The sequence below is a fragment of the Pseudomonas nicosulfuronedens genome (genome assembly GCF_005877905.1).
GTDB classification, from domain to species: Bacteria; Pseudomonadota; Gammaproteobacteria; order Pseudomonadales; family Pseudomonadaceae; genus Pseudomonas; species Pseudomonas nicosulfuronedens.
On the sequence record NZ_SWDV01000033.1, the window covers coordinates 49550 to 61222 of the forward strand.

General features: G+C 65.4%; 12 protein-coding genes. 9 read left to right on the forward strand and 3 right to left on the reverse strand.

What is annotated here, in order from left to right; genetic code table 11:
- Positions 1-108 precede the first annotated feature (108 nt).
- The 9 genes from FAS41_RS22820 (at position 109) to FAS41_RS22860 (ending at position 8732) form a co-directional block, all read left to right on the forward strand.
- Entirely contained in the window at positions 109-1158 is a 1050-nt protein-coding gene (locus tag FAS41_RS22820) for a polyamine ABC transporter substrate-binding protein (protein WP_017519222.1), read from the forward strand.
- 91 nt (positions 1159-1249) lie between these two features.
- Positions 1250-2122, forward strand: coding sequence for an ABC transporter permease (locus tag FAS41_RS22825; protein WP_138525684.1), 873 nt, complete (start codon positions 1250-1252; stop codon positions 2120-2122).
- Entirely contained in the window at positions 2115-2918 is an 804-nt protein-coding gene (locus tag FAS41_RS22830; protein ID WP_138525685.1) for an ABC transporter permease, read from the forward strand. Before FAS41_RS22825 ends, FAS41_RS22830 begins: the two co-directional genes overlap by 8 nt.
- Complete coding sequence (locus FAS41_RS22835) at positions 2911-3990, forward strand: ABC transporter ATP-binding protein (protein WP_138525686.1); 1080 nt, start codon at positions 2911-2913, stop codon at positions 3988-3990. The genes FAS41_RS22830 and FAS41_RS22835 overlap by 8 nt, the downstream gene beginning before the upstream one ends.
- Before the next feature lie 33 nt (positions 3991-4023).
- The gene (locus FAS41_RS22840) at positions 4024-5328 is read left to right on the forward strand and encodes a nucleotide disphospho-sugar-binding domain-containing protein (RefSeq protein WP_138525687.1); all 1305 of its coding nucleotides are present in this window, start codon (positions 4024-4026) and stop codon (positions 5326-5328) included.
- The gene (locus FAS41_RS22845; protein ID WP_138525688.1) at positions 5321-5686 is read left to right on the forward strand and encodes a cupin domain-containing protein; all 366 of its coding nucleotides are present in this window, start codon (positions 5321-5323) and stop codon (positions 5684-5686) included. Before FAS41_RS22840 ends, FAS41_RS22845 begins: the two co-directional genes overlap by 8 nt.
- 145 nt (positions 5687-5831) lie before the next feature.
- Entirely contained in the window at positions 5832-6176 is a 345-nt protein-coding gene (locus FAS41_RS22850) for a cupin domain-containing protein (RefSeq protein WP_081518261.1), read from the forward strand.
- A gap of 4 nt (positions 6177-6180) precedes the next feature.
- Positions 6181-7233 carry an aminoglycoside phosphotransferase family protein gene (locus FAS41_RS22855; protein WP_138525689.1) on the forward strand — a complete coding sequence of 351 codons (1053 nt, stop codon included), beginning with the start codon at positions 6181-6183 and terminating at the stop codon, positions 7231-7233.
- Positions 7230-8732, forward strand: coding sequence for an aldehyde dehydrogenase family protein (locus FAS41_RS22860; protein WP_138525690.1), 1503 nt, complete (start codon positions 7230-7232; stop codon positions 8730-8732). Before FAS41_RS22855 ends, FAS41_RS22860 begins: the two co-directional genes overlap by 4 nt.
- A 2-nt stretch (positions 8733-8734) precedes the next feature.
- Here the strand turns inward: FAS41_RS22860 and FAS41_RS22865 are convergent, their stop codons facing one another.
- The 3 genes from FAS41_RS22865 to FAS41_RS22875 all read right to left on the reverse strand — a co-directional run bounded on the left by FAS41_RS22865 (position 8735) and on the right by FAS41_RS22875 (position 11652).
- Positions 8735-9331, reverse strand: coding sequence for a GNAT family N-acetyltransferase (locus FAS41_RS22865; RefSeq protein ID WP_138525691.1), 597 nt, complete (start codon positions 9329-9331; stop codon positions 8735-8737).
- A gap of 241 nt (positions 9332-9572) precedes the next feature.
- Positions 9573-10253, reverse strand: coding sequence for a response regulator (locus FAS41_RS22870; protein WP_138525692.1), 681 nt, complete (start codon positions 10251-10253; stop codon positions 9573-9575).
- Positions 10254-10329: 76 nt separating this feature from the next.
- On the reverse strand, positions 10330-11652 hold the full coding sequence (locus tag FAS41_RS22875) for a CapA family protein (RefSeq protein ID WP_138525693.1): 1323 nt from the start codon (positions 11650-11652) through the stop codon (positions 10330-10332).
- Positions 11653-11673: the final 21 nt, after the last annotated feature.

The following is an 11673-nucleotide window of genomic DNA, read 5'->3' on the forward strand; positions in this document are numbered from 1 at the left end:
TATTGACTTTGCTAGTGGTTCGGTTTTTATTTTGAAAAAAAGACATGTAGTACGCTTTTCGTTCCGCTGCCGTCGACACACAAAAACAACCATCGTCAGGTGCGCAAGATGAAGCTGAAGACCATGCTCTACGCAGGGGCAACCCTCGCGCTCACGCTGTCCGCCACCACGGCCAGCGCCAAGGATCTGGTGATCTCCATCTGGGACGGCTACATGGCCCCGGACAATCTGGAGAAGTTCCAGAAGGCCACCGGCCTTGAAGCCGACAAATCCCTCCACGCCACCAACGAAGAGATCATGGGCAAGCTCATGGCCTCCGGCGGCGAAGGCTATGACGTGGTGTTCGTTTCCTCGCCCTTCGCCGAGATCCTGCACAAGCAGGGCTTGCTCGCCGAGATCGATCCGGCCAAGGTGCCGAACCTGAAGAATCTCTACCCCGAAGCGCAGAAGCTCGAGTACGACGTCGGCAACCATTTCTCCGTGCCTTACACCTGGGGCACTACCGGTATCTGCTACCGCTCGGACAAGGTCAGCCCGGCGCCGTCGAGCTGGAGCGACCTGCTCAAGCCCTCCGATGCCCTCAAGGGCAAGACCACCATGCTGGCCACCGACCGCTGGCTGCTCGGTGCCGGCTTCCTGGCCAACGGCTGGTCGGTGAACGACGGCAACCCGGATCAGATCAACGCGGTACGCGACCAGCTGATCGCCACCAAGAAGCGTCTGCTGTCCTTCGACGACACCACCTTCTACTCCAAGCTGGCTTCGGGCGAGGCGCTGATGGCCCACGCCTGGGATGGCTGGTGCAACTACGGCACCCAGGCCAACGAGTCGATCAAGTTCGTCGTGCCCAAAGAGGGCTCCGACCTTTGGGTGGACACCATGGTCGTGCTGAAAAGCTCGAAGAACCCCGACGCCGCCTACCGCTTCATCAACTACATGCTGGAGCCGGCGAACCACGCCTGGGTCGCGGAGAACATCCTCTACAAGGTGCCCAACCAGGCGGCGATGGCGACCCTGAAGCCGGACCTGCTGGCCAAGTACCCCAACCTCACCACCACGCCGGCCGAGCTGGTCAAGCAGCAGCAGCTGCGTGACGTCGGTGGTTCCACGCAGAAGGCCTACACCCGCGCCGTGACCGAGATCATGGCGGCCCAGTAAGGCTGCGGAGGGGCGTCGCGCCGGCGCCCCGCAACGCTCTCCGGAATAACCCTGAAGCACCCCGCCTGGCGTGGGGTTGGGGGAACTACGCATGACCGCTTTATCCGCCGACCGCAAATTGTCGGCCTGGCTGCTCGCGCCCGGTCTGGGCTGGCTGGCCCTGTTCCTGCTGCTGCCGTGCCTGCTGGTGCTGGTCTACAGCTTCCTCGAGCGCGGTGCCTATGGCGGCATCGACTACGTGTTCACCTGGGAAAACTACCGCCGCGCGGTGGACCCGCTGTACCTCGATATCCTCCTGCGCTCGGCGAAGATCGCTGGCCTCGCCACGCTGTTCGCGGTGCTCATCGGTTACCCGGCAGCCTACGCCATCACCCGGACCACGCCGCGTCGGCAGGCCGTGTACCTGTTCCTGGTGATGCTGCCGTTCTGGAGCAACTACCTGATCCGCACCTACGCCTGGATCGTGCTGCTCAACCGCGAGGGCCTGCTCAACCGCCTGTTCAGCCTGCTGGGTTACGGCGGCGAGCCGATCAACATGCTCTACACCGACGCCACCGTGGTGCTGGGACTGGTCTACAACTACATCCCCTTCGTCATTCTCGCCATCTACAGCTCGCTGTCGCGCATCGACAACGAACTCTGGGAAGCCTCACGGGACCTCGGCGCGTCCGGCTGGACCACCTTCCGCCGGGTAATCCTGCCGCTCTCGGTGCCGGGCGTGGCCGCTGGCGCGGTGTTCGTCTTCGTGCTCTCCATCGGCAACTTCATCACCGCCGACCTGTTGGGAGGCAAGCAGGTGCAGATGGTCGGCAACCTGATCTACGCGCAGTTCCTCACCGCGCGCGACTGGCCGTTCGGCGCGGCGCTGAGCTTCTTCCTGATCGGCATCATGCTGCTGTTGCTGTTCATCCAGGCCATGGTCTCGCGCCGGGCCCAGGGCGCGGAGGGCGAACGCCATGCGTAACGGCTCGGGCATCGCCCTCGGCGCACACCTGTGGCTGGTGTACGCCTTCCTCTATGTACCGATCCTGGTGCTGATCCTGCTGTCGTTCAACGCCAGCGGCCTGCCCACCGCGTGGGGCGGTGCGTCGCTCAAGTGGTACGGCAAACTGTTGGCCAACGCCTCGATCCAGCATGCAGCGCTGAACACCCTGATCGTCGCTCTGACCTCCACCTTCATCGCCTGCGTGCTCGGCACGCTGCTCGCCCTCGGCGTGGAGATGCGCGCACGCAACAGCGGCAAGAAAGGCAGCAACATCGCCGACACGCTGCTGATGGCGCCGATGATCATTCCCGACATCGTCCTGGCCATCGCGCTGCTGAGCTTCTTCAACCTGCTGAAGATGAGCCTGGGGCTGCACTCCATCATCCTCAGCCACGTGGTGTTCAACATCGCCTTCGTCTGCGCGGTGGTGCGCACGCGGCTCAAGCACTTCGACTATTCGATCCTCGAAGCCAGCATCGACCTGGGCGCCGGCTGGTTCACCACCGCGCGTCGCGTGCTGTTGCCGGCGATCTTCCCCGGCGTGCTGGCCGGCGGGCTGCTGGCGTTCACCCTGTCGGTGGACGAATTCATCATCGCCTTCTTCAACTCCGGCTCCGGCAGCGCCTCCACCACCTTGCCGATGCAGATCTACTCGATGATCCGCTTCGGCGTGACCCCGGAAATCAACGCCCTCGCGACCCTGGTGATGCTGGTCAGCTTCACCGCGCTGTTCGCCTCCCAACGTCTGAACAAGGTGCCCAAAGCCCATGACTAAGTCATCCGACCTGCTGGTGCTGGACCAGGTCAGCAAATCCTACGGCGAGGGCCTGACGGCGGTGGACCAGGTGTCCCTGGCGATCCGCGAGAACGAGTTCTTTGCGCTGCTCGGCCCGTCCGGCTGCGGCAAGACCACCCTGATGCGGATGATCGCCGGCTTCGAGACGCCCAGTTCCGGAGCGATCTATCTGGGCGGTCAGGACATCTCGCCGCTGCCGCCGAACAAGCGCCCGCTGAACCTGATGTTCCAGTCCTATGCGCTGTTCCCCAACATGACCGTGCGCGGCAACATCGCCTACGGCCTGGAGATGGAGAAGCTGCCGGCCGGCGAGATTCGCCAGCGCGTCGATGCGGTGCTGGAAACCGCGCAGCTCGGTCAGCTCGCCAACCGCCGACCGGACCAGCTCTCCGGTGGCCAGCGCCAACGTGTCGCCCTGGCCCGCGCACTGGTCAAGCGCCCGCGCGTGCTGCTGCTGGACGAACCCCTCGGTGCGCTGGACAAGAAGCTGCGCGAGAAGATGCAGCTGGAGCTCAAGCGCCTGCAGCACGAGAGCGGCATCACTTTCATCATGGTCACCCACGACCAGGAAGAAGCCCTGGTCATGTCCGACCGCATGGCCGTGCTGCGTGACGGCAAGGTCTGCCAGTGCGGCAGCCCCAGCGAACTCTACGAGAACCCGGGCAGCCGCTTCGTCGCCGATTTCATCGGCGTCAGCAACCTGATCGAGGGCCGTCGCGTGGGCACCAACCGCCTGCAGGCCGGCGACCAGGTGCTGAACATCGAGACCACCGCCGAGGCGAGCCCCGAGAGCGTGACCCTGGCGCTGCGCCCGGAGCGCCTGCGCGTGCTCACCGACTCGACGCCGGCCACCGACAACCAGATCCAGGGCGAGGTGGCGGAAGTCGCCTACCACGGCCTGGACACCAACCTGCACGTGAACACGGCGCTGTCCAGCAAGCCGCTGATCGTCCGCGTGCCGTCCTCGGACTACGACTTCTTGCGCCTGGCCGCCGGCATGCCGGTGCGCCTGGGCTGGGATGCGCGGCATGGCCGCGTGCTGACTCACTGATTGCTTCAAGAACAAGACTTACAGGAGAGCACCATGAGTAGTGAACGCAAGGTCATCGCCTTCTTCCCCGAGGCCGCCTACGGCCCGGCCCTCAACTCCGTCGGCATCGCCCAGGCCTGCGAGGCGCTGGGGCACAAGGCGGTGTTCCTCACCGATCCGGGCATGACCGGGGTGTACTCGGCCTACGGCTTCGAGGAGCATTACGTGAACATGTCCGAGCCTATGCCGGCCGAGGAGATGGCGCGTTACTGGACCGACTTCATCAACGGCCACATCCCCAACTTCCGCAAGGCGCCGATCGACCAGCTCGACAACTACGTGAAGGAGTGCTGGGAGGCCATCGTCTCCACCTCCAAGTGGGCGCAGAAGGAGCTGCCGGCGATCCTCGACAAGATCAAGCCGGACCTGATCTGTGTGGACAACGTGATCCTCTTCCCGGCCATCAAGCACTACGGCAAGCCCTGGGTGCGGATCATCTCCTGCTCGGAGAACGAGGTGCACGACCCGGACATTCCGCCTTACCTGTCGGGCATGAGCGCGGACGATAAAGAGGGCCACGCGCGCTTCCAGAAGCGTTTCGAGGAAGTGATCGCGCCGATCCATGCCGACTTCAACGACTTCCTTGCCGAGTGTGGTGAGCGGCCGTATCCGCTGGGCACCTTCTTCGAAGAGTCGCCCTACATGAACCTGTTGCTGTACCCGGACCCGGTGAAGTTCCAGCGCCGCCACCCGCTGCCGGCGCGGCAATTCCACTACCTGCAGGGTTGCGTGCGCAGCGACAAGCCCTACGAGATTCCGCCGTTCAAGGCGCACAACGACAAGCCGCTGCTCTATGTCAGTTTCGGCAGCCTGGGCTCGGGCGACGTCGAGCTGCTCAAGCGCCTGGTCACCACCATCGGCAAGCTGCCGTACCGCGCGCTGTTCAATGTCGGCGAGCACGTGGAGAAGTACGACGACCTGCCGGACAACGTGATCGTTTCCAACTGGTATCCGCAGCCCTCGGTGATCGCACAGGTCGACGGGGTGATCCACCACGGTGGCAACAACAGCTTCACCGAGTGCCTGTTCTTCGGTAAGCCGGCGATTGTCATGCCCTACGTCTGGGACGGCCACGACAACGCCATGCGCGCCCAGGAAAGCGGCCACGGCCTGCGCATGGACCGCTACGACTGGAGCGAGGAAGACCTGGCACGCAACATCGCCCAGCTGCTGGGTGACCAGTTGATGCAGGAGCGCCTGGCGCGTACCAGCGACTACATGCGCTCGCGCAAGGGCCCGGAAGACGCCGCACGCATCCTCGACCAGCTGATGGGCGGCAAGGCGGTGAGCCATGGCTGAGTTCAAGGCCGACAGCACGGCGCCGCACATCCGCGGCGCCCGCGACTACGACGACCTGGTGGACTGGGGCGTGCAGTCCGATGCGCTGGAGGGTGTGTCGCACTCCAGCGGACGCTTGCTGTTCAAGGGTCCGAACAACAGCCCCGAGACCGGCCTGTGGGTCTGTACCCCCGGCCGCTGGCGACTGTCGATTCCGCGCGATGAGCTCTGCCACTTCGTTGCCGGGCGCGCCACCTATCGCTCCGACGAGGGCGAGGTGATCGAGGTCGAGCCCGACACCCTGGTGCTGTTCCCGGCCGGCTGGACCGGCGAGTGCACCGTGCACGCGACCCTGCGCAACCTCTACATGCTGGCCTGACCGGGAGGACTCGTAGGGCGCATAACGCCTCAAGCGTTATCCGCCATCGACCTTGCGCCGGACCCATCGGCGGATAACCGCAAGCGGTTGTTCGCCCTACGCCTTATCCGGCCGCCCAAGCGGGTGGCCATTGCTGGAGAAATTCATGAAGACCCCCGTTATCTACCGCCCGCTGCAAGTCACCGAACTCAAGGACTGGGGCGTGATCCCGACCATGCTCGAGGGCGAGTCCCATGTCAGCGGCGTGGTCCTGCACAAGGGCCCCGAAGGCCAGTCCGAATGCGGCATCTGGCATTGCACGCCGGGCAAGTGGTTCTGCCACGTGACCAGCGACGAGTTCTGCCACTTCCTCGAAGGCCGCTGCACCTACGTGCACGAGTCCGGCGAGGTGATCGAGATCGAGCCGGACACCGCGGCCTTCTTCCCCAAGGACTGGAAGGGCGTGTGCACCGTGCACGAGACCATCAAGAAGGTCTACATGATCCGGTGATGCCATGAACCTGCCTTGCGAAACCACCCGTGCCGCTGCCCGCGAGACCTTCCTCGCCGGTAGCGGCCTCGCCGAAGCAGTGCTCGTCGCGCTGCCGGCCGACGCCTCGGCGCGGCGCTACTTCCGCCTCGAAGACAAGGGCTTGCTGCTGATGGACTCGCCGCCCGGCGCCGAGCCACTGGCGCCCTATCTGCGGGTGGCGCAGTTGCTGCGCGATGGCGGCTTGTCGGCGCCTGCGGTGCTGGCTGCCGACCGCGAGCTGGGCCTGGCGTTGATCGAAGACTTCGGCGACGCCACCTACACCCGTCTGTTTGCCGCCGGCCACAGCGAGATGGAGCTGTACCGCCTCGCCGTGGACGCCCTGGTACGTCTGCACCGCGCCGGGCCGCAAGCGGCCGAAGGCGTGCCGGCCTACGATGGGCAGAAGCTGGCGGACGAGGCGGCGTTGTTCATCGACTGGTACGCGCCATTGCTGGTGGGCGAAAAGGCCGCTGCGAAGATTCGCGAGCGCTATCTGGCGGAATTCGCGGCGCTCTGGCGCGACGTCTCGATGCGCCGCGAAGTGCTGGTGCTGCGTGATTACCACGTCGACAATCTGATGCTGCTGGAGGGCAGGGCGGGCGTGGCCGCATGCGGGCTTCTGGACTTCCAGGATGCGCTGTTCGGCGCGCCGGCCTATGACCTCATGTCCCTGCTCGAAGACGCGCGCCGCGACATTCCCGAAACTCTGCGCGTGACGCTGCTCACCTATTACCTCAGCCAGCGCCCAGAAGTGGACGGCCGGCGTTTCATGGCCGACTTCCAGGTGCTCGCCGCACAGCGCCACGCCAAGGTGCTGGGCATCTTCGTGCGCCTGGCCAGGCGCGATGGCAAGCACGGCTACCTCAAACACCTGCCGCGCGTGCTGCGGCTATTCCAGCGCGCGCTCGACAGCGAACAGCTGTGCCCGCTGGCGGCGCTGCTCGACGCTCATCTACCGAACTGGCGCCAACCGCTGGAGAGCGATGTGATCGCCCAGCGCCTGGCTTCTTCCGAATCCCTGCGGAGCCTTCCATGACCGACTTTCACAGCGACGTGCCCCTGCGCTTCATCGGCCCCCACTATCAGGGCGCGGCGACGCAGCGCCTGCGCGACATCTTCAACCCCGCCGATCTCACCCAGGTGGGTCGTATCGCCCTGTGTGACGCCGAGGACGTGGACGCCGCCATCGACGCGGCCAACGCGGCCCAGCGCGAGTGGAAACGTGTGGACGCGAAGTCCCGCGCAGCGATCCTGCACCAACTGGCCAATGCCATCGAAACCGACCAGGCCACCCAACGCGAAGTGGCGCGGCTGATGACCCTGGAGATGGGCAAGCCGTTCCCCGAATCCATGGGCGAGCTGGCCAACTGCGCGCCGATCTTCCGTTACTACGCCGAGATGGCTCGCGACGAGGCCGGCAAGGTCGCCGGCACCACGCAACTCGGCTCGTTCCAGCATGTGCGCTACGAGCCTTATGGCGTCAGCGTGCACATCATGCCGTTCAACTTCCCCATCCTGCTGATGTGCTGGACCCTGGCTGCTTCGCTGGCGGCGGGCAACGCCTGTATCGTCAAGCCGGCGGAAAGCACCACGCTGTGCACGCTGAAATTCATGGAGCACTTCAAGGTGCTGCCGGCGGGGATGGTCAGCTGTGTGCCGGGTGATGCCAGCACCGCTCAGCGCCTGGTGCAGTCCGAGCGCACCCATGCCGTGGCCTTCACCGGCAGCGTCGCCGCCGGCAAGGCGGTAGCCGTTGCGTGTGCCGAGCGGATGAAACCGGCGGTGATCGAGGCCGGCGGCAGCGACCCGATGATCATCTCCCGTCATGCGCCGCTGGAAGTCGCGGCGGCTGGCGCGGTGACCGCAGCCTTCCACCTGAGTGGGCAGATCTGCACCTCGGCCGAGCGTTTCTATGTGGTCGATGAAGTGCACGACGAGTTCGTCGCGCGTTTCGCCGAGCGGACCCGCGCGCTGCGCATCGGCCACGGGCTGGAGCGTTCCGAGATCGGCCCGATGGTCAGCGAGGCCGCGCGCGCCAAGGTTATCCGTCTGGTGGACGACGCCATCGCCAAGGGCGCCACGCTGGTCTGCGGCGGGCGAATCCCGGAACAGTTCCCGGTGGGCTGGTACTACGAGCCGACCATCCTCACCGACGTCACCCCGGCCATGGCGATCTTCCACGAGGAGTGCTTCGGCCCGGTGGCGGCAATCTGCAAGGTGAAGGATTTCGACGAGGCGGTGCGGCTGGCCAATGACTCACCCTTCGGTCTCGGCGCCTCGCTGTTCTCCACCGATCTTGCCGAAGCCATGGAAGCGGCGGACCGCCTGGAGGCAGGGATGGTCTGGGTGAACAACCCGCTGATCGACAACGACGCCTTACCCTTCGGCGGTTGGAAAATGTCCGGCATGGGCCGCGAACTGGGCCGCCAGGGCCTGGATGCGTTCCGTCGTTCGAAGATGGTGATCATCGACCACCAGCCGCAGATTCATTCCTGGTGGTACCCGTACAGTGACGAGGTGTTCTACCAGGGCTGACGTCAGTAGGAAGCGCGGCCCAGCCTTTGCAGCAGCCGCGCCTTCACCTCCGGCCACTCGCTGTCGATGATGCTGAAGCGCACCGAGTTGCGCTTGCGCCCGTCGGGCATGATGCGCTCATGGCGGACGATGCCTTCCTGCACCGCACCCAGGCGCAGGATCGCAGCGCGGGATTTCTCGTTCAGCTCGTCGGTGGTGAACTGCACGCGCACGCAGTCCATTTCCTCGAAGGCGTAGCTGAGCAGGAGGAACTTCGCCTCGGTGTTGATCGGCGTGCGCTGCGCCGACAGGGCGAGCCAGGTGTGGCCGATCTCCAGCTTGCGGTTGGCGCGGTCGACCTTCCAGAAACGGGTGCTGCCGACGACCCTGCCTGTGCGCCGGTCGAGGATGGCGAAGGGCAGGACGGTGCCTTCTTCCAGGCCCTTTGCAGCCTTGGCGAGGTAGGCCGCGACCGTGTCCGGGCCGGGTACCACGGTGACTTTCAGATTCCACAGTTCGCCATCGGCAGCGGCTTCGAGCAGGGCGTCGGCGTGCTCGGCATGCAGCGGGATGAGTTCGACGTGGTCGCCGATCAGGTGAGGGCAGGTGAGGGATAGCATGGCGCTGGGCTCTGGATAAGGCGAGCCACCAGCCTACCGGATGCGCTTCGTTTTTCGTAGGAGCGAGCTTGCTCGCGAACCTCCAGGACAGGGCGCCGGATCATTCGCGAGCAAGCTCGCTCCTACAGGTTTGGGGTACCCATGAACCGATAGCCTTGTAGGGCGGATAACCTGGAACGGGTTATCCGCCGGCGCTCGGCGGCGGATAACGCTGACGCGTTATGCGCCCTACGAGAGCGTTTCAACCAACGAACCGATAACCCTTGCCGCGCACCGTCAGGATCAGCGGGTGTGAATGCGTTTCTCCCAGCTTGGCGCGCAGGTGGGCGATGCGCACGTCCACTGAGCGGTCCAGCCCGTCGTAGGGAATGCCACGCAGGGCAAGGAACAGCTCGTCGCGGCTCAACGTCTGGCCGGCGCGGCTGGCGAGGTGCCAGAGCAGGTCGAACTCGGCACCGGTGAGATCGATGCGTTGGCCATCGCGGTGGACTTCGCGCTGCCGTGAGTCGAGCCGCAGCCCGGCGATTTGAAGGCACTCGGGCGCGATTTCCTGTGCTTCGCGGCGGCGCAATAATGTGCGCACGCGGGCTAACAGCAGGTTGGGGCGAACCGGCTTGCAGACGTAATCGTCCGCGCCGTTTTCCAGGCCGTCGATCTGTTCGGTGTCTTCGGAGCGGGCGCTGAGCATCAGGATGGCTCCGGCGTAGCCTGGGCGGATGCGCCGGCAAATGGACAGGCCGTCTTCGCCGGGCAGCATGCGATCGAGGATCACCAGGTCCGGACGTTCATCCATGACCCGAGCGGCCGCACGTGCGCCGTCGGCTTCCACGCTGGCAGTGAGACCGTGGTGTTCGAGAAACTCGCGGGTGAGTGCGGCGAGGCGCAGGTCGTCCTCGACGATAAGGATGCGGGCGGCTGTCATGGTTACAGGAAGTGGAGGGCGCGAGGCGGCTTGTGACCGCCCCGCGCTGCGCGGTCACCCGCGCCAAGGCGCCTTATCAAAGGCAGACGCGCGCAATCGAACCGTCAATCGACAGTCGAGTACCGTAGGGCTCCGACAGCGCGGCGAAGCGCTGCAGGATCGCTTGTGCGTGGTCGCCTTCGGCCAGGCGCGGACGGCCACGGCGGTGCACCGCCTCGCCCAGGCCCAGGCTTACCGGGTGCAGTTCGACACCGGTGAGGCGGCGGCCGTCGAACTGGCACACCGGCACCAGGCTTTCCCAGAAGCGCGAGTCGGAGGGGAAGCTGCGGGTGTCGTTCTGCGTGCGTTGCAGGAATACCTTCGACGGCGTCTGGTTGCGGTCCACGCGGAACTGCTCGTAGCTGTCCGCCGGCAGGCGCTCCACCAGTTCGTTCTGGCCGATGAAGTTGCCCAGGCTGTAGAAGATCGGCTTGCCGTTGTAGATCTCCATGCCGCGCAGCAGGTGTGGGCCATGGCCGACCACGATGTCGACGCCGGCGTCGATCATGCGCCGCGCCACCGGCTGGATGAACTCGGCGGCCGCTTCCAGGTTCCAGTCGCCGGTGGCGTCATGGCCCAGTTCGTGGGCGTGGATGCTCAGCACGACGATATCCGACATCGTCCGTGCCTCCTCGACCCAGCGCAGAATCTCGTCCATGTCCTTCTTGCGCGGCAGGGTGCGCAGGCGGGCGCTCTCGCCCTGGCGGAACAGCAGCGGGGTAAAGGGACCGAACACTGCCAGCGACGGGTCGGGGATCGGATGGGCGAAGCCCAGGTCCACTGCGCCCTGGTAGAGACGGTCCAGACCGAGGCTGGCGATGATGCCGCGCATGGCCTCCATCTGTGCGCCATCAAGCTGGTGCACGGTGTCGTAGCGCAGCGGGTTCAGGCCGGGGCGGCCCGGCATGTCGCGGGTCTGCTCGCTGGCCTCCTGACCCTTGCCGAAAGTGGAGGTGCAGGCCAGCAGCGAGACGGTGCCGGCGGGCTTGGTGCAGTATGCCGGGCGACGGGCTTCCTCGAGGTTGCGGCCGGTGCCGGCGAACAGCAGCTCGCGCTTTTCCAGCTGAGCGTGGGCGGCGTGCAGGCCGGCAATACCGTAGTCCAGGCTGTGGTTGTTGGCCGTGGAGAACAGGTCGAAGCCACCCTCCACCAGCTCATCGAGAATCCAGGATGGCGCGCCGAAGTGTGAGCCGCCGCTTTCCAGCACGGCGTCGCCCTGGAAATCGTTGGGCAGCACTTCCAGGTTGGTGAAGCTGACGTCGGCGCCGCGCAGCAGGTCGAACAGCGGGCGCAGGGTTTCGTCGTCGCGGCTGTTCAGGCGGCGTTGCAGGATGCTGTCGCCGGTCAACGCAATCTTCATGGTCCACCTCATCGTTGGGGA